Origin of the sequence: Hymenobacter mucosus (assembly GCF_900188255.1) — a bacterium.
Classification (GTDB): domain Bacteria; phylum Bacteroidota; class Bacteroidia; order Cytophagales; family Hymenobacteraceae; genus Hymenobacter; species Hymenobacter mucosus.
On the sequence record NZ_FZNS01000005.1, the window covers coordinates 140777 to 157553 of the forward strand.

The window sequence follows — 16777 nt, forward strand, 5'->3', positions numbered from 1 at the left end:
CACGTGCTACCCGATACGGACTACTGGCGAAAAGGCTGCAAAGCCGCCTGAAAGGCTTGCTCGGTGAGGTCCGTAATTTCCACCTTCTTGAAAGGCGCGGTATGCCCGCTGAGCAGCGTAACGCTGGATTTCGACACGCCAAATACCTCCGCCAGGTAGGCTAGGAGGCAGGCATTGGCCTTACCATCGTGGGCGGGGGCTTTGAGGCGTACGGTTATGCTGCCATCTGGCCCAACCACTAACTGAGTGGTGCGGGCATTAGGCTTGGCTTTGAGATGCAGAACAGGCACCGAAAGAAGGAGTGATATGGAAGACCATCGGCCCTGCCCGCAGAAAACGAAGCGGGCTCGCGCGCCAGCAAAGTTACAGGAGTGTCAGTTGGGCCGCCGTACCCAGGCGGGCCTGCCCGAAGGGGCAACGGGCCGCTACCACGCAACGTCCACAAGCGGGGGTGTGGAAGTAACAGCATTTTTGGCCATGAAACATTAGGGCTTCGTGGTGGTCGTACACCTGTTGGGCGTCCCAATCCGGGGGGAGCAAGGCGTCCAGTAGCGCATGCGCAGCCTCCGTGCCCACCTTCGGCCCAATCAGTCCTAGGCGTTGCGCCACCCGGTGATGATGACTATCGACGGGCATGGCCGGGCGACGTAGGGTGCTGAAAAGTAGCACGGCGGCACTGGTTTTAGGACCCACGCCGGGCAGTTGCTCTAGCCACGCCCGCGCCTCCGGAATGGGTAAGTCGGCCAGAAACTCTAGGTCGCAGGGGCCGCCGCAGCGCTGGCCTACTTCGCGCAAGATGTGCTGCAGGCGGGGCGCTTTTTGCTCGGGCCACGTGCAGGGACTGATGGCTTCTTCTACTTCGGCCGTAGGGGCATCGCGCACTTGGTCCCAGGTAGGAAATCGAGCCCGCAACTGCTGGTAGGCCCGGTGCGAGTCTTGGTTGCGGGTGCGGTGAGAAAGCAAGGAACTGATCAGCTCACTAAGCGGGTCTTTCGTGCTGAAAAAAGGAAAGGGCGCACCATATTCGGCGCACAGCCGCTCATGCGCCCATAAGGCCAGGTCGCGGCGCTGGGCTAGTGTGTCGGGGGAGAGGGCAGGCTTCACCTTAGCGCTTACGCGCAGCCCTGGCCTCTAGGTTGAGGTTGGCGCAAAAAGAAATCCCACCCGGCGCGGCGGCCAGGTGGGACTGAAAAGGGCAACATTGGGAGGGTATCAGAAATTACTGACCTCGGTTGTAGAGCATGATGGCCTGCTTGACGCTGTTTTGCTGTTTGCCACCAATAACCAAGGGTACAATAGCCAGCGGAATAGCGGCGTACATCAGCGGGGAGATATTGAAGCCATTGTTGGAGCTGGTGCTGAAGCTAGACAGGACCCCCGCCAGCAAAAGGCCACCGGCGCCTACGTAGCTCAGGGTCGTGAGCGTTTGGTAGCGGCGGGCGTTGCTGAGTAGCTGGCTGCTGCCAGGGTTGTCGGACACGGCCAGCTGCAAGTTGCGGATGGTCATGTTTTCGATGGGGCCGTTGTCTTTGCTGAAGTACTCCGTTTTCACGGTGCGGTAGCCGCCGTACGGGAAGCCACCAAACCCACCGTAGCGCCCGTAGCCGTAGGGGCTGTAGCCATAGGGGTTGTTTACGTACTGCTGGCTGGTGATGGAATAGAGGCTAATACGACCCACCCGGTCGCGGCGCAGCGTGGTCTCGCGCTTGCTGCGGCCCGGTAGGGTAGTGCGCACATAAAATCCTGTTTCATCTTCGTAGTAGCGTACCTGGTCCATTTCAAAACGCTGCTGCCCATCGAGCAGCAAAAACGTGCGACCAAATACGGGCTGCTTTATTTCCACGTCATAGGCGCGCATCACCTGCCCCGATTTCAAGCCCACTGCAAACCGGGTGGTATTGGCCGGGGGAAGCACCGCTTGCCGCTGCCGGCGCTCTGCTTCTGATACGGCGGGTGGTTCGGCAATGGTGCGGGGAGCAGTCTGAACCGTCCGGCGGGTAGTATCGGCGGGAGCCGGCGCCACGGATACCGGCGTTTCGGGCGTTGGGCTGGGAGCAGGAGTAGTAGCCGGTGGGGGCGTGGTAGGGACAGGAGCGCCTGGCAGGGTGTTGAGCTGGCGAGGCGTCTGTTGGGCCAAACCCGGAACAGCAAGCGTGCAGAGCACGGCCATCAGAAAGGAGCGGAGCTGCATAAGAGGTGTAGATAAGAACGTATGCCGGAATAGGGCCGGTGCCGAGTGGAAATTAGGTGAAGAAGAAGCCGCCAAGCCTAGGCTACTGGCGGGTCAGCGGCGGGCGGCACTAGTGAGTCGGGGATGTCGGCGGCCTCAAAGCGAGCTTTGAAGCGCGAGTATAACCCGTTCATACCCAGTAAGAGCAGTCCCATGAAAATGAATACCAGGGCGCGGGTGAACGTATCGCGTTGGCTGAGGTCGAAAAATACGAGCCGTACCAAACATACCAGCACACCTGCCAGGGCTACATAACGCATATCGCGCCGCCGTAGTGCAATGCTGGTCCCAAATACCGCCACGCATTCCAGCGTGAGCAAAACCGTAAGCACGGACCGGTCGAAGGACTGGATGAGCAGCAGGGACAGCACCACAAATGCCGGGTATAGGAGCGCACTCAGTAGGGCTTTGGGAGCAATATGAGTGAGAGGCCGCAGCCACCCAGCAGCGGGCGGCAGGCTGGGCGGCACCAACTGGCTGGGTACCAGCGTTAGGGCGGCGTAGCCAAACATTCCTACTGCGGTAAGCGCCACGGCCCACCAGTCTAGCGTGAGAATAGCGGCGGGCGATAAGTGCCTCAGGGCAGCTATAGCGGCCGCTCCTGCTGCTAGCCAATAATAGAGGCGGCCGTAAGCCCACATGCGGCGTACCCGCTCGGGTAAATGACGAGCACCACACGTGAGCAGGAAGGCCGTGAGTAGCAAGAACGGCCCGTACCAGGGGCCCCGCAACTCCTGCAACAGGGTGAGCGTCCAGAGGCCCAAGGCTGCTTCGGGCAGCCACGGATGCAGCACCCGCCACGAGCGGTACTGCGGTAGCCCCATGGGCGGCCGCAATGCCGCCACGCCCGCCAAGGCCACCAACATGGCTAGGGCCGAAAGACGGTGCTCTGGGATGCCCGCCGCCGTGCCCGTTGCCGGCATAATGCATCCTACGTGCACACACAAAGCCAACCCCAAGAAAGCGTATCCTAAGTGCAGCAAATAGCGGTCGGGGTAGCCCTGGCGCGCAACTTCTGCCTCGGTGGGGGAGGAATGCCGGAATCCTATGGCCGCTATACAGGCCACGCCTGCTAGACCTAACCATAAGAGCATCGTCAGGAAATAGTAGTGCGCCGGGCCAGGGAGTAGTGAAGTGAGCACCAGCAGTTGGGCGCCCAGTAAGTACAGCCACGGCCAGCGGACATAGCGGCTTTGGGCCGCTACCCAGCTCACCCGCAAACCTACTGCGGCTACGGCTACCAGAGGGACTAGGTAGCGCAGGGCCAGCACTCCTTGCAAGGCGTTGGGGCGGTGTATATCGAAGGCTACGCTCCACTGCATAGCTGTAAGCCCCAAAGTTGCTAGCATAGCTCCCGCCCATACGCCGGGTGCTGCTACATAGCGCCGGAGTACAAGCAGCCCTGCCAGCACTGGGGCCGCCGCCCAGCCCAGCCACGCGTGCGAGTAGTAGTAGGCGCAGCTAGTAAGCAGCAGCCACCCTACCGACGCACCTACTAGGCGCACTTTGTACGTGGGGCCTACGGGCAGCTCATCGAAAGCCGGAAAGCGGCGCGCTGCCACTAGCTGCCATACCAACGTAGTGAAGGCGGCAACGAGCAGCACCGTTGCGCGGTGCCAGGTAGGAAGTGCGCTTCTGGTAGACTCATGCACCACAATAGGCAGCACCAAAGTCCCGAGCAGAATGGCCTGCACGTGGAGGCGGAGCAACAGTCGTTCTTGCTTCCAGCCCAGCACGGCCGCTGCTACCAGCAGTTCCAGATACAAGATTAGTCCTACACTAGGCCAGTTCATACCAGCTTGGTGCAGCCCCATGATAGTAAGCAGCAGTACTAATTGACCCGTGCCTATGTGCACGCGCGCCAGCCAGCCAGCCACGGGCCGAACCCATGCTGCCAGCCCCAATAGTCCTGCTCCTACAAGGGTGGAGGCTACTAACAGTGCTGTAATCGGAGGCTGGGGCCACTGGTGCAGGGCATAGGAAAGCAGCCCGGCTGCGCCAGCAGCCAGCAGGCTGCCCGCCACGCCTGTAGTATTCAATACCTCGCTCGCAAATCCGGATAAGGTAACATCTGCTTCCTCACCGGTAGGCCGTGGGCGAGTACCAAGCCAGCGGAAGTACGCCGTAACTAGCCCTGCGGAGAGCAGTAGCACACCCACGTGACGGTAGAGTTCTGCGGGGGTGTAGGTAGAAACTAGTGCCGCGTTCAGCAGAATCTGTCCGGCTGCGGTCAGGAGCAAGCCAATAGACGCTACCTGGAAGACTACTGGCTCGTTTTCGCGGGCCATCACCACGGCTACCACCATCATTTCTAGGAGCACAAATAGCAACATCACGCTGCCCGATGCCTGCCAGCCCTGCAAGGACAGGGCCGTAGCCAACGCCAGGGCCAGCGAAATCAGGGTGTCGGTGCGGAAGAGCCAGCGGATACCAAGGCGGCGGGCATGACGGGCCACGAAGAAGGTAGCAATGGCTCCTAAGCCCAGCGGAATAGTTTTCCAGCGCGAGCCAGTGCTATATAAGTACAGGTTAATACCTAGGAAAGTCCAGTTGAGTAGGTGCGCTACAAACAGCAAAGGCACGAAGCCTGCCTGTGCGTAAATGCGCCGATACTGCACAAGGGCGGCGGCAACACCTACCAGCAGCACCAAGCCCATGGCCACCAAGCGCAACGCCGGGCTGAGTGCTACGACTTGGGCGTGCCAGTAGAGGTGGAAGCAGAAAAAGCTCACCAGCGTGAGGAGCAACTGATATTTCCACCGCTCGCGGTACGTAATGCTGATGCTGAACACCGTGACGCCAGTAGCGGCGGCCAGGGTAATAACTGTGGGTGGCAGCACCGCCAGCGACACCAAGCTCAACACCCCGTGCAGCGTGGCTACTGACTCGCGGCTGGCCGTCCAGGCAAGGTAAAGGTTGAGGGCTACGCCCGCAAACAGCAGCAGGTAGTCGAGGGGTGGCTCGGCCCAGCGGAGCCCTGCAATACTGACAGAACCCACGCAAGCAAACAGGAAAATAGCCGCCGCGCTGCTTTGCAGCCACACACTTAGTTTTTCGGCAAATGCAAAACGCCGCAAGTACACCCGAGAGCCCAGGAGCGCGACCGCCAAGCTAGTAATCAGCAGGAAGCGGTAAACCGGGGCGAGCCGCAAGGCGGTGTATATGCCCAGAAATCCTACCCCTGTCACGAGTACTACGGCTCCCAGAATACCGGTCCAGTTCTCAAGTAACAAACGCTCGACCCGGTCCCACCACGTAGGGCCGGCTGGCATGGGTGGCTTGGGTGCTACCACTGGTGGAATTGCCACGGGCGGAGCAAGGTGCCGGGCCACCTCAGGCACTACCACGGGTGGTGCCGCAGCAGCAAGGGGCGCGGCTACTGGCGCCGGAACCGGAGTAGGAGCAGCCGGGCGCGGAGCAGGAGGTAGTACCGGTACTGCTGGCACTATGGGCGGTGCCACAACGGGGGGAGGCGCCGTCACTGGCGGGGCTGGGGCTGGTGGGGCCGCCGGGCTAGTAGCCACTACCAGTGGTGGCTTGGGCAGTGGTGAGGCCGCTGCTGGGAGAGTAGTGTGGCGGAGGGTTTCTTCTAGTAGCTGAAGCCGCCTTTCTAGCTGCGCCTGGGTGTCGTCGCGCTTGCGTAAGTCGCGGCGCAAATCGTCAAGCTGCTGCTGAAAACGGCTGTAATACATGTAGCCGACGCCCGCAACGATAATTAATATAAACAACGCAATATCCATGACTCCCAAATAGCAAAAAAACCTGCGGAGCATCCCTATAAGGAAACTTCGCAGGTTTAAAATTGTGCTGTTGGCTTCGGCTACTTCAGCAGCTTTTCCAGCAAGTTCATGCTGTCTACCATGTCGGGGCTGCTCTCAAAATCCAGGGGCTTGAGGATGTAGCCGCTCACCCCCAAGTTTTGCGTGTTCAGACGGTCCACATCCATGCTGGAGGTAGTGGTAATAAACACCGGAATGTCGCTAAGCTCCGCCGTTCCTCGCAGCTCGGCCAGAAATTCATGCCCATTCATTTTGGGCATGTTCAGGTCCAGCAAAATTACCTCGGGCAGGGGCCGGATGGGCTCCGCACCATTACGGCCCAGCAGCAGGTCTAAGGCTTCCAGACCGTTGAAGGCCGTGTGTAGGGTGTGAGGTACGTTAAACTTTTCGAAGGCCTTCTTGGCCGTCATGGTATCAAAGAAATCGTCTTCGACGAGCAGTACTGAGCGCATAGGGGAGGGGTATTTGCGGAAGAAAGTAGTGCTAGGGTAGTGCCGCTAGGAACTGGCTACTTCTTTTGGCCACGTGAAGATAAATGCTGCACCGTCGCCTTCCGTCGATTCTACGTGAATAGTGCCTTTTTGCTCATCAATTATTTTTTTGACGATGCTAAGGCCAATGCCCGTACTCTCGGCCGTGTGCCGGTCGCGTAGGGTCTGGAACATCAGGAAAATTTTCTCGTGAAACTGCGGCGCAATGCCGGGCCCGTCGTCCTGCACCCGAAACTCGTAGCACTGGCCCACATCGCGGCTGGTGACGGTGATGGTGCCCGCAGCCTGGTGATGATACTTGGCCGCGTTGCCCATCAGGTTGGTGAATACCTGTTGCAGGCTCAGGCGGTCGGCAATCAGCGTGGGCAGGGGCTCGGGCGTGAGCACCTGAAAGCCAACCGGCACCACTAGTTCCTTCACTTCGGCTACCAGTTGCTGCACATTGACTTCCTCTACCTGGCGCTGGGTGCGGCCGGCGCGGGCGTAGGCCAGCAGCCCGTTGATGAGGTCTTCCAGCCGATGCAGGCGGCCCTTCATCATCTCCAAGTATTGGCGCATCTGGTCACTGAGTTCGTGCGGCAACTCGTCCTCAATCCACTTCATCACCGTAACCACGCCCCGCAGCGGAGCCTTCAAGTCGTGGGAGGCCACGTAGGCAAACTGGTCGAGCTCCTGGTTGCGCTTTTCCAGCGCCGCAAAGCTTTCGTCCAAGGTTTGGGTCATGCGGTTGAGGGAAGAGCTTAAGTTGCCTAAGCTGTCCTGCTCCTGGTCACTGATCTTAACCGTGTAGTCGCCCTGTACCACTTTGTTGGCTAGCTCCTCAATGATGTGAATGCGGTGCGAAACGGCCGCGTTGGTATTGGCCAGCTCCAATTGCAGCGCTTGGTTGGCCCGCAGCTCCTGGCTGATCTTGGTGAACAGCCACAGCACAATGAGTATGGCCAGCACCGCCGATACGACAATGGCCAGTGGGGTGGTGTTTTCGTAGAAATCCTGATTTTTGGCCCGGCCCTCCAGCAAGGTATTCTCGGTGTTCCGAATGCGCAGAACGACGGCACGTAGCGTCCGCAATACTGAGCGGTCGGCGCGGGTCAGGTCGCGGGCAGCGTAGGGGGAAGGGGGCACTTGGCGCCACTTCTCCAGCAGCACCTTCTCGCTTGCTACTATCCGCCGTAGCGTATCTAGGCGGTCAAGCTGCTCGGGGTTGTCACGCAGTAGAATCTGCAGGGCATCAAAGTCGGTATGCCACGCTTCTACTGCCTCAAGGTAAGTGGGCAGGAAGGTTGAATCATTCAGCAGCAGGTAGCCCCGCACGGAAGCCTGGGCGTCGCGCACTTTGGTGCGCAGCTCCGAAGTGTGCTGAATAACCTGGTAGGTGTGCTCTACTTGGCGTGTATAGAAGCTAAGCTGCTGAATGCTACGGTAGGCGGCAATGGAAGTGAGCAGCAGCACGAGTAGCGCAATACTGAAGCCCAGAATAATTTTGGTGTTGAGTTGTAACCGCATCAGGAAAAGCGTGGCTGAACAGAGGGCAGGCAGGGCGCCTACGCGAATGCAAGAGTACGGGTTGGGCTCCACAGTTGCGGTACTTTGCCTCCGGTTGCTTTTGTCTGCCCGGCGTAGCCTGTGTGGGGCTGCAAGTTCCTGGGGGCGCATCGGAGTAGCTGCCGTATCTTCGCGCTGCCGGAGTTGCCCCCGCCCGGTTTTTCCCCATGCCCGACCTCATTACCAGCCCCCAAAATCCGCGTATCAAAAACCTGCTCAAGCTCCAGCAAAAGTCCTCAGAGCGGCGGGCCCAAGGACTCACTATCATAGAGGGGCTGCGGGAGTTGACCATTGCGCACGGCGCGGGCGTAGTGGTTCCGGCGCTTTTTGTGTGCGCCGAGCTAGCCGGGGCCGAGCGTCAGCAGCAGCTGCGCGACTTATTTGGGCGCGGCACTACGGAGTGGTTTGAGGTATCGAAGGCCGTATTCGAGAAAGTAGCCTACCGCGAAGGGTCCGATGGGGTATTGGCGTTGGCCCAGCCCCCAAAGCGTACACTGGATGCACTGCCCTTGCCCGCGGCCCCGCTGCTGCTGGTGCTGGAAGCGGTGGAGAAGCCCGGAAACCTGGGCGCCATCTTGCGGACTGCCGATGCCGCGCAGGCTACTGCCGTCATAGTCTGCGACCCGCGTACCGACTTATTTAATCCCAACGCTATTCGGAGCAGCATTGGGTGCTCATTTACGGTGCCGACCATTGCCACCACCCGCGACGAGTTGCTGGCCTGGTGCCGCCACCACGGCATTCGTACCTACGCGGCGGCCCTCACCGAGCACGCCGTTCCGTACACTACCTGCGACTTTCGCGGCCCCACAGCCCTGGTGATGGGCACCGAAGCCGACGGCCTTACGCCTGCCCTACTCCAGGCCTGCGACCAGACCATTATCATTCCTATGCGCGGGGCCATCGACTCGCTTAACGTGAGCACCGCTACGGCTATCCTGACCTTTGAGGCCGTGCGCCAGCGCGAAGCTTAGAAAGCGCAGATAAAACAGCTGCTACACCCGCCGGAGCCCCAACACTCGAACATCTACCGGCTCGGCGGCCAGCAGGTGTGGCTGCCCCTGCGGCGTAGGCAGCCCATGGCTTTCAACGAGGGTAGACTCCCACGTATGTAAGGTGGCCTGGCGCAGCTGCCAGGGCTCGTGCCAAAGCGTACCGCGCCACAAATGCGGGCTCTGTATAGCTTGTGGTAGTGTGGGACCGGCGGTGTACAGGTGGTAGCGCTCAGTGAGAAAGTACTCCAAGGAGCCAGGCTGAGCCTGGGGAAGGGCCGCACCGGGCGTCCAGCTAGCGGCAAACGTAGCGGGAGGCATGTGCCGATGCGTGCGCGTGCTAGCAAAGTGCAGGGTGCCGTCCTGCTGGGTAAACTGCATACGAGCGTGCAAGTACGGCAGGTGGAAGAGGGCACGAGCCAGCTCCACGGCCAGAAAGCTGTCGGCATCCAACGATAGAAACCACACGCCCGGAACACCATCGAGGCAGGCGTAGGTGCGCACGTTTAGCTCGTGCAAGGTGCGCAGCCCCGGCACGGTAGGCAGGCCGGGCGGGCGCACGCCACTCATGGAAAACGGTACCACGCCTAGCCATGCTTGGCCTGCAAACACATCAAGCGCAAGCCGGGGTGGGAGGTAGGGCCGGAGCAAGCTGGGCGCCACGGGCCAGTGAGCAAACAGTAGCTGGCTCCAGCGCTGGTGCAGCAAGGGTAGGCCAGAAGGGCGGGAAGAAGACATAGAACAGAAACAACGCCAGCGCTCCATTAGCTAGCTAAAATGAAAAGCCAGCGGCGCTGCCCAGCATGCTCTTCGTGCCAGGGCAGGCGGCCGTTGCGGGCAGTGGCATGCATTTGCACGTTGCCATCGGACAGGCAGCGGTGGAGCAGGTAGCACATGACGTGATGAACTGAAGAAAGCAGCGTAAGCAAGCATATGGATAGGTGCACCTAACTGAAAACCGCCCGAGCAAGTTATACGAAGCAATGGGCCCGCCCGCGGCCTACCTTCGTACCTATTACCAACCATCAAACTGCTTTTTCATGTCCATCGAACACCGAACTCTTCAGGTGCACGGCCGCGTGCAAGGCGTTTTCTACCGCCAAAGTACCCAGCAGGAAGCCAGTCGTCTTGGACTTACGGGCACCGTACGCAACAACGAGGATGGCACCGTAAGTATTGAGGCGGAGGGGTCTGCCGAAGCCCTGGATGCGCTGGAAGCGTGGTGCCAGCAGGGCCCGCCTGCGGCCCGCGTAGAGAAGGTAGTTGTTCGGGCGGGTGAGGTGCAGGGCTACCGCGAGTTCGCCGTACAACGAGGAAAGTAGGCCATGAAAAACTGGCTTATTCTGCTGCTAGCTATTGTGTCAGAAACTATTGCTACCTCCGCCCTCAAAGCTTCCGAGGGTTTTACGCGGCTGTGGCCTAGTGTCATCGTCGTTATCGGCTACGGGGTAGCATTCTACTGCATGAGCTTGACCATTAAGGTAATTCCCGTGGGTATTGCCTACGCCATCTGGTCGGGGGTAGGTATCTTACTGATTACGCTGGTAGGCGTGGTGCTATACAAGCAAGTGCCAGATGCCCCTGCTATACTTGGGCTGCTGCTCATTCTGAGCGGTATTGTGGTTATCCAGGTCTTTTCTAAAACAGCTTCTCACTAACCAAGCCGCTACATCTCTCATGCCTGCTGTGCGCATTTTGGTGGCTGGGGCTGCCGTTTTTCTCCTGCTTGCTTGTTCGGCCGCGCCGGAGCAGCCCACTACCGTTTCTCCCAAGCCTGTCTCAGCAGAGTTTCAGCGCTATTGGTACGCGGGAAAAGCAGAGCTCAGCCGCTACCAGCTCACCCAAAACCGTTACGACGACTTGCACCCTGGCGAAGCCGTGCTGGTATTTGTAACCGAGGATTTCTTGCCTCAGCAGCAAGTAAAATTTGAAGGTGGCTCAAGCACTGAGCAACCTACTTCGGTGCTGAAGATGAACCAAGTGCGGCGCTTCACGACGGGCATCTACGACTACTCCCTCGCTACGTCTGTGTTTACCCCCGTAGCGGTACAGCAGTTTCCGCGCACCCTCAAGGTAGTAACCTCGGTGCAGGAATGGTGCGGGCAGACGTATAGCCAGCTGAACCTACGCGGTGCACGCTACCAACTGGAGGCACACTCCTACTTTCAGCAAGAGGCCGACGAAAGCCGGACGCTGGAAGCGGTGGTGCTGGAGGATGAGTTGTGGGCGCGGATTCGGCTTACCCCGCGGGCACTTCCATTGGGGCCGCTGCGCATTATTCCGGGTACGGTGGCGGCGCGGCTGCGCCATCGGCCGCTGGGAGTAGAAAAAGCCACGGCTACGCTTGCTCCGTACCATGGGGCGGCGTTCAAGCCCGCCCAGCCTGGTACACCGCTGCTAGCCTACACGCTCCTATATCCTGATGCCCGGCGTGCGCTTACCATTGTCTTCGAAGACCAGTTTCCTTACCTGATTGCGGGCTGGGAAGACACCTACAGCGGGCAAATGCAGCTTGGTAACCACACATACGGGAAAGATCAGCAACTTACCACGCGAGCTACCCGCACCCATACACTTCAGTCCGACTATTGGCAGCGCCACACGCGCCCCGATTCTGTACTGCGGCAGCAACTAGGCGTCACCGGGTTCAAAAATTGACAGGATACTACAGCCAACCATAGCAAACCGCCACTACTTTCGGGTGTTGTATCAGGTGGGCTGCTGCCGTAGCTGACGCGCCACGCGGCCTCTCTGGCTTTCTGCCGCTCCGGTTGGGGCGGCTTCACGCGTTAGGTGTTCGTGCTATGGACGATTTCTTTGCCGCCCGCTCCCAAATGGCGTTGTCGCTGGGCTTCCACATTATCTTCTCGTGTATCGGCATGGTGATGCCGTTCTTCATGGCCGTTTCGCACTTCCAGTGGTTGCGCAGCGGCGACGAGAACTACAGGAACCTAACCAAGGCCTGGAGCAAGGGCGTGGCTATTTTCTTTGCAACCGGGGCCGTATCAGGCACGGTGCTCTCGTTTGAGTTGGGCTTGCTCTGGCCCAAGTTCATGGAACACGCCGGCCCTATCTTCGGGATGCCGTTTTCATTGGAGGGCACTGCTTTCTTTATCGAAGCCATTGCCTTGGGCTTTTTCCTGTATGGTTGGGGGCGGTTCAATCCGTGGTTTCATTGGTTTACGGGCGTCATTGTGGGGGTCAGTGGGCTAGCTTCGGGCATTCTGGTGGTAGCAGCCAACGCCTGGATGAACAGCCCCGCTGGCTTCGACTACGTGAATGGGCAGTACCTGAATATTGACCCTATGCGGGCCATGTTCAACAACGCCTGGCTTTCTCAGGCGCTTCACATGTCGTTGGCAGCCTTCGCAGCTACGGGTTTTGCGGTGGCTGGCGTGCACGCACTCATGATTTTGAAGCACAAAAACGTGCACTTCCACACCCGGGCTTTCCGCATTGCAGCCATTTTTGCAACGGTAGCCGCGGTGCTCCAGCCCCTTAGTGGCGACTTTTCGGCCAAGGATGTGGCTAAGCGCCAACCAGCCAAGCTAGCTGCTATGGAAGCCCACTTTAAAACGGAAAAATCGGCCTCCCTTGTTTTAGGTGGGTTGCCCGACGAGGAAGGCAAGAAGGTGGACTACGCCATTAAGATTCCGGGCATGCTTAGCTTCCTGGCCCACGGCAACTTTGAGCAGGAAGTAACTGGCCTCGACCGCATACCAGCTGCCAACCAGCCACCCGTGCTGGTACCCCACCTTGCGTTCCAGACGATGGTAGGACTAGGCATGTTTATGATGGGGCTGTCCTTTCTATACTTTGTGGCGTTGTGGCGCCAAAAGCGTTGGCTTCGTAGCAGTTGGTTCCTCAAGCTCTTTGTGGCGGCTATTCCGGCTGGCTTCATTGCAGTAGAAGCCGGCTGGACCGTCACCGAGGTAGGTCGCCAGCCTTGGATTCTGTACGGCATCATGCGCACCGCCGACGCTGTAACCCCCATGCCCGGTATTGCCTACTCGTTCTACTTGTTTTCGGCCGTGTATGTGTCGCTGAGCCTCGTGGTTATCTTCCTGCTCTACCGCCAAATCAAGATGGTGCCCGAGCTCTACGACCGCCCGGCCCAGCAACTGGTAGCCGCGTAGCCCAGCACAGGACTAGCCCCAAGGCTGGAAGCTTAGGTGGTGCCTAGCCTAGAAATGAAACCTCCCGTACGAAGGCCTTTTCCCATGCAATACGTTGTAATTACCTACCTCTGCCTGGCTATTCTGCTCTACTTGCTACTAGGTGGGGCCGACTTCGGGGCCGGCATTATGGAACTGTTCACGCGCAGTAAAAACCGCCGCGCTGCTCGCCAAACCATGTCCCACGCCATTGGGCCTATTTGGGAGGCCAATCATATGTGGCTCATCATTGCGGTAGTGATTCTATTTGTGGGCTTTCCACGCATCTACAGCGTCATGTCGGTGTATCTGCACATTCCACTGCTCGTTATGCTACTGGGCATTATTGCTCGTGGCACCGCCTTCGTATTTCGGCACTACGACGCGGTAAAGGACCAGATGCAGGTGCTATACAACCGCATTTTTGCTCTTTCCAGCGCCATCACGCCCTTCTTTTTGGGCGTTATTGCAGCTAGCGTGCTGGCTGGCTACATCAACCCCGCAGCCACCGACTTCTTGGCCGCCTACGTGTATAGTTGGCTGCACTGGTTTGCCGTGGCGGTAGGCATTTTCACCGTGGCACTCTGCGGTTACCTTGCCAGTGTGTACAGCATCGGCGAAACTACGAATGAGGAAGATAAGCGCTACTTCATTCGCAAAACCCGCACCATGACCCTGATTGCCTTTGCAGCGGGGGGCCTTGTCTTCTTAGCCGCCAAAGTGGAAAATATTCCGCTTTGGCAGTGGATTTTCGGTAATGTGGTTGGTACTGTAGCCGTAGTACTGGCTACTCTTTCACTAGGCGTGCTAGCCTATGCTATCAACCAGGGCCAAACTATATTGCCCCGCCTGATGGCCGGCTTCCAGGTGACAATGATTCTGTTGGCTATCAGCTACCAGCACTTCCCCGATTTCATAGTGTTGCAACACGCGCCCAATCTTTCACTGCTGAATGACCAAGCTCCCCAGGCCACTATGAATGCGCTGGGTTGGGCTTTGTTGCTGGGGAGTATCTTTATTCTGCCAGCTCTTTACTATCTCTACTATAGCTTCCAGCACGAAGCCGAGGAGAAAGCGGAAACCGCTAGCGTGTAGCGCTTTTAGCCGGCTGATAGGCGCCGCAGCCAGTCGCGCTTTTCCACTCGGCGCACATGATGCACGTGTGCAAACGGCCGCAAATACGTGAGCAGTTGTGCAAGCACTTTGTCCTCTTCCTGCCCTTCAAAAGGTGGGATGTGCACGGCATTACCGTAGTTGGTGCGTGACTTTTCCGACGTGTCATCCACAATGAGGACCCGATCTAGCGAGTAGCCTTTTTTGCGCAGCTTCTGCAACTGCTTTTCCCAGCAGTAAGTGTCTAGCTCCAAGTTGTGCCGGTAGGTGCAGCGGCTGCGTCCCCACACGAAGGCAAATGGAACGGTTGGCGCAAGTTGGCGTACCATATCCTGCACATAGGTATCATCTGCCGATGACCATACGGCCACGTCGAACAGGGCTACTGCTTCCGCCAGAAAGGCTTCCACCATGGGCCGCTTGTACACAAAGTACTCCTCGAAGCGCATGTCTGGTTCGCGGCCTAATGGGGTAGGAGAGGCATGCAGCAAGGTTTCATCCAGATCCAGGACTAGTAATAAGCGGGGTAGGGGCAGCATGAGTTAGGTAAGGCCGGATAAAGAAAAAGGGGAACAGCCAGTTGGCCATTCCCCTTTTTTCAGGCTAGCTGTGAAAGACTAGTCTACTTTCTTAGCTGAGCGCAAACGCTCGTTCTCGTCGAGCAGAATCTTACGCATCCGCACCGATTTTGGGGTTACTTCCAGGTACTCATCCTTCTGGATGTATTCCATGGCTTCTTCTAGGGAGAACTGACGCTTAGGAACGATTTTCACGTTTTCATCCGAGCCCGAAGCACGCATGTTCGTGAGCTTCTTGCCTTTTTGGATGTTGATGGTCAAGTCGTTCGGGCGGGTATGCTCGCCGATAACCTGGCCAGCGTACACTTCTTCACCTGGATCCACGAAAAACTCGCCACGGTCTTGCATCTTGTCGATGGTGTACGCGGTGCCGGGACCCGTTTCCATCGAAATCAGCGAACCAGAGATACGGCCCGGAATTACACCTTTGTACGGCTCGTAGGCCGAGAAGCGGTGGTTCATGATAGCCTCACCAGCGGTAGCCGTCAGCACGTTGTTGCGCAGGCCAATCAGGCCACGAGCAGGAATGTTGAACTCCAAGTGCTGCAAGTCGCCCTTCGGCTCCATGATAGTCAACTCGCCTTTGCGCATGGTCACCAGTTCGATAACCTTACCAGCAGTTTCCTCCGGTACGTCTACTACCAAGTGCTCGATGGGCTCCAGGCGGTTCCCATCTTCATCCTCACGGAACAGAACCTGGGGCTGGCCTACCTGCAACTCAAAGCCTTCGCGACGCATGGTCTCGATGAGCACTGACAAGTGAAGAATACCACGGCCGTACACCAGGAAGGTATCTTCACGGTCGGTTTCCTTCACGCGCAGCGCCAGGTTTTTCTCGGTTTCCTTGAACAGACGGTCACGCAGGTGACGCGAAGTCACAAACTTACCTTCCTTACCGAAGAAGGGTGAGTTGTTGATGGTGAACAGCATGTTCATCGTTGGCTCGTCGATGCTGATCGTCGCCAGTGCCTCGGGGTTTTCAGCATCAGCAAGGGTGTCGCCGATGTCAAAGCCTTCGATGCCGGTTACGGCACAGATTTCGCCGGAGCTAACTTCCGAAACCTTGTTTTTACCCAAGCCTTCGAATACCTGCAGTTCTTTAATTTTTACTTTCTTGATGGTGCCGTCACGCTTAATCAGGCTCATGTTGGCGCCTTCTTTCAGCGTACCGCGGTGCACACGGCCGATGGCAATACGACCTACGAACGAAGAGTAGTCGAGGGAAGTAACCTGCATCTGAGGAGTGCCATCCAACTGGGGCGCGGGCGGGATAGAAGCCACCACAGCGTCGAGCAGCGGAATGATGCTGTCGGTCTTTTCCTTCCAGTCGGTGCTCATCCAGCCCTGCTTGGAAGAGCCGTACAGGGTCACGAAGTCCAGCTGGTCTTCGTTAGCCCCGAGGTTGAACATGAGGTCGAATACCTGCTCATGCACCTCGTCGGGGCGGCAGTTTTCCTTGTCTACCTTGTTTACCACCACAATAGGCTTGAGGCCCAAGTCGATGGCTTTACCTAGTACGAAGCGAGTTTGGGGCATGGCACCTTCAAAGGCATCGACAAGCAGCAATACGCCGTCGGCCATCTTCAGTACCCGCTCCACCTCACCGCCGAAGTCGGCGTGACCAGGGGTGTCGATGATGTTGATTTTAACGTCCTTATAACGTACCGATACGTTCTTCGAGACGATGGTGATGCCCCGCTCACGCTCCAAGTCATTGTTGTCGAGGATCAGGTCGTCGAACTGTTGGTGCTCGTCGAAAAGCTTCGAGGCGTGAATGATCTTGTCCACGAGCGTGGTTTTGCCGTGGTCAACGTGCGCAATGATGGCGATATTCCGAATGTTCTGCATACAAAGGTTTTTCCGGGCGCAAAGGTACGGAATGTTTAGCGCAAAAA

General features: G+C 58.2%; 16 protein-coding genes. 6 read left to right on the plus strand and 10 right to left on the minus strand.

What is annotated here, in order from left to right; translation table 11 throughout:
• Positions 1 to 20: 20 nt before the first annotated feature.
• The 6 genes from CHB83_RS13305 to CHB83_RS13330 form a co-directional block, all read right to left on the minus strand.
• On the minus strand, positions 21 to 290 hold the full coding sequence (locus CHB83_RS13305) for a DUF167 domain-containing protein (protein ID WP_179225529.1): 270 nt from the start codon (positions 288 to 290) through the stop codon (positions 21 to 23).
• A 73-nt stretch (positions 291 to 363) separates the two neighbouring features.
• Positions 364 to 1104, minus strand: a complete 741-nt coding sequence (locus tag CHB83_RS13310) for an endonuclease III domain-containing protein (RefSeq protein WP_089332991.1) — start codon at positions 1102 to 1104, stop codon at positions 364 to 366.
• Positions 1105 to 1219: 115 nt separating this feature from the next.
• Positions 1220 to 2191: a hypothetical protein gene (locus CHB83_RS13315; protein ID WP_089332992.1), complete on the minus strand. Its 972-nt coding sequence runs from the start codon at positions 2189 to 2191 to the stop codon at positions 1220 to 1222.
• Between the two features lie 77 nt (positions 2192 to 2268).
• The gene (locus CHB83_RS13320; protein WP_089332993.1) at positions 2269 to 5970 is read right to left on the minus strand and encodes a DUF2339 domain-containing protein; all 3702 of its coding nucleotides are present in this window, start codon (positions 5968 to 5970) and stop codon (positions 2269 to 2271) included.
• Positions 5971 to 6050: 80 nt separating this feature from the next.
• The gene (locus CHB83_RS13325) at positions 6051 to 6461 is read right to left on the minus strand and encodes a response regulator (protein WP_045687392.1); all 411 of its coding nucleotides are present in this window, start codon (positions 6459 to 6461) and stop codon (positions 6051 to 6053) included.
• Between the two features lie 45 nt (positions 6462 to 6506).
• Positions 6507 to 8006 (minus strand): sensor histidine kinase, encoded by a 1500-nt coding sequence (locus tag CHB83_RS13330; protein WP_052694988.1) that lies wholly within the window; start codon positions 8004 to 8006, stop codon positions 6507 to 6509.
• A gap of 206 nt (positions 8007 to 8212) precedes the next feature.
• Here CHB83_RS13330 and CHB83_RS13335 point away from each other — a divergent pair, with 206 nt between their 5' ends.
• On the plus strand, positions 8213 to 9019 hold the full coding sequence (locus CHB83_RS13335) for a TrmH family RNA methyltransferase (RefSeq protein ID WP_089332995.1): 807 nt from the start codon (positions 8213 to 8215) through the stop codon (positions 9017 to 9019).
• A gap of 21 nt (positions 9020 to 9040) precedes the next feature.
• Here the strand turns inward: CHB83_RS13335 and CHB83_RS13340 are convergent, their stop codons facing one another.
• Both CHB83_RS13340 and CHB83_RS24215 read right to left on the minus strand, forming a co-directional pair.
• On the minus strand, positions 9041 to 9775 hold the full coding sequence (locus tag CHB83_RS13340) for a YqjF family protein (RefSeq protein ID WP_179225530.1): 735 nt from the start codon (positions 9773 to 9775) through the stop codon (positions 9041 to 9043).
• Positions 9776 to 9801: 26 nt separating this feature from the next.
• On the minus strand, positions 9802 to 9933 hold the full coding sequence (locus tag CHB83_RS24215; protein ID WP_262490733.1) for a hypothetical protein: 132 nt from the start codon (positions 9931 to 9933) through the stop codon (positions 9802 to 9804).
• A 144-nt stretch (positions 9934 to 10077) separates the two neighbouring features.
• Here CHB83_RS24215 and CHB83_RS13345 point away from each other — a divergent pair, with 144 nt between their 5' ends.
• The 5 genes from CHB83_RS13345 (at position 10078) to CHB83_RS13365 (ending at position 14286) form a co-directional block, all read left to right on the plus strand.
• Complete coding sequence (locus CHB83_RS13345; protein ID WP_179225531.1) at positions 10078 to 10359, plus strand: acylphosphatase; 282 nt, start codon at positions 10078 to 10080, stop codon at positions 10357 to 10359.
• A gap of 3 nt (positions 10360 to 10362) precedes the next feature.
• Complete coding sequence (locus CHB83_RS13350; RefSeq protein WP_045687389.1) at positions 10363 to 10695, plus strand: DMT family transporter; 333 nt, start codon at positions 10363 to 10365, stop codon at positions 10693 to 10695.
• 19 nt (positions 10696 to 10714) lie between these two features.
• Entirely contained in the window at positions 10715 to 11695 is a 981-nt protein-coding gene (locus CHB83_RS13355) for a hypothetical protein (protein ID WP_089332997.1), read from the plus strand.
• Between the two features lie 146 nt (positions 11696 to 11841).
• The gene (locus CHB83_RS13360; RefSeq protein ID WP_089332998.1) at positions 11842 to 13173 is read left to right on the plus strand and encodes a cytochrome ubiquinol oxidase subunit I; all 1332 of its coding nucleotides are present in this window, start codon (positions 11842 to 11844) and stop codon (positions 13171 to 13173) included.
• Between the two features lie 84 nt (positions 13174 to 13257).
• Entirely contained in the window at positions 13258 to 14286 is a 1029-nt protein-coding gene (locus CHB83_RS13365; RefSeq protein WP_089332999.1) for a cytochrome d ubiquinol oxidase subunit II, read from the plus strand.
• A 5-nt stretch (positions 14287 to 14291) separates the two neighbouring features.
• Here the strand turns inward: CHB83_RS13365 and CHB83_RS13370 are convergent, their stop codons facing one another.
• Both CHB83_RS13370 and typA read right to left on the minus strand, forming a co-directional pair.
• Positions 14292 to 14843 (minus strand): HAD family hydrolase, encoded by a 552-nt coding sequence (locus CHB83_RS13370; RefSeq protein ID WP_089333000.1) that lies wholly within the window; start codon positions 14841 to 14843, stop codon positions 14292 to 14294.
• Positions 14844 to 14921: 78 nt separating this feature from the next.
• Complete coding sequence (typA, locus tag CHB83_RS13375) at positions 14922 to 16730, minus strand: translational GTPase TypA (protein WP_045687385.1); 1809 nt, start codon at positions 16728 to 16730, stop codon at positions 14922 to 14924.
• Positions 16731 to 16777: the final 47 nt, after the last annotated feature.

What these genes read in the sequence shown, in the direction of transcription:
- CHB83_RS13355 (WP_089332997.1), top strand. Translation starts at nt 10,715, where the DNA reads ATGCCTGCTGTGCGCATTTTGGTGGCTGGGGCTGCCGTTTTTCTCCTG.
- CHB83_RS13360 (WP_089332998.1), top strand. Translation starts at nt 11,842, where the DNA reads ATGGACGATTTCTTTGCCGCCCGCTCCCAAATGGCGTTGTCGCTGGGC.
- CHB83_RS13350 (WP_045687389.1), top strand. Translation starts at nt 10,363, where the DNA reads ATGAAAAACTGGCTTATTCTGCTGCTAGCTATTGTGTCAGAAACTATT.
- CHB83_RS24215 (WP_262490733.1), bottom strand. Translation starts at nt 9,933, where the DNA reads ATGTGCTACCTGCTCCACCGCTGCCTGTCCGATGGCAACGTGCAAATG.
- CHB83_RS13325 (WP_045687392.1), bottom strand. Translation starts at nt 6,461, where the DNA reads ATGCGCTCAGTACTGCTCGTCGAAGACGATTTCTTTGATACCATGACG.
- CHB83_RS13370 (WP_089333000.1), bottom strand. Translation starts at nt 14,843, where the DNA reads ATGCTGCCCCTACCCCGCTTATTACTAGTCCTGGATCTGGATGAAACC.
- CHB83_RS13365 (WP_089332999.1), top strand. Translation starts at nt 13,258, where the DNA reads ATGCAATACGTTGTAATTACCTACCTCTGCCTGGCTATTCTGCTCTAC.
- typA (WP_045687385.1), bottom strand. Translation starts at nt 16,730, where the DNA reads ATGCAGAACATTCGGAATATCGCCATCATTGCGCACGTTGACCACGGC.
- CHB83_RS13335 (WP_089332995.1), top strand. Translation starts at nt 8,213, where the DNA reads ATGCCCGACCTCATTACCAGCCCCCAAAATCCGCGTATCAAAAACCTG.
- CHB83_RS13320 (WP_089332993.1), bottom strand. Translation starts at nt 5,970, where the DNA reads ATGGATATTGCGTTGTTTATATTAATTATCGTTGCGGGCGTCGGCTAC.
- CHB83_RS13345 (WP_179225531.1), top strand. Translation starts at nt 10,078, where the DNA reads ATGTCCATCGAACACCGAACTCTTCAGGTGCACGGCCGCGTGCAAGGC.
- CHB83_RS13340 (WP_179225530.1), bottom strand. Translation starts at nt 9,775, where the DNA reads ATGTCTTCTTCCCGCCCTTCTGGCCTACCCTTGCTGCACCAGCGCTGG.
- CHB83_RS13330 (WP_052694988.1), bottom strand. Translation starts at nt 8,006, where the DNA reads ATGCGGTTACAACTCAACACCAAAATTATTCTGGGCTTCAGTATTGCG.
- CHB83_RS13315 (WP_089332992.1), bottom strand. Translation starts at nt 2,191, where the DNA reads ATGCAGCTCCGCTCCTTTCTGATGGCCGTGCTCTGCACGCTTGCTGTT.